We start from the raw sequence: 227 nt of genomic DNA, 5'->3' as shown, positions 1-227 counted from the left end.
CAGCAGGTGACCGGGTATACGGCCAAAGAGCGGGCGAAGAAAGCAAAGAAAATGGTCGACTGATCGTTCTTTTCGGCCCGGTATCTTTTCCTCTCGCGGGCCCCGGGAACCGAATTTCACTCTTTTTTGCTGCAGCGCGGCGTATGCCGGAGGGCTGGCGGTGAGGGAGAGAAAGCGGCCCCTGTTGTGGGGATAGGGATCTTTACGCTCCAGACGGTTCTGGTAGT

The sequence above is a fragment of the Methanoculleus sp. UBA413 genome (genome assembly GCF_002502935.1).
GTDB lineage: Archaea > Halobacteriota > Methanomicrobia > Methanomicrobiales > Methanoculleaceae > Methanoculleus > Methanoculleus bourgensis.
This window is presented reverse-complemented; position numbering follows the sequence as displayed.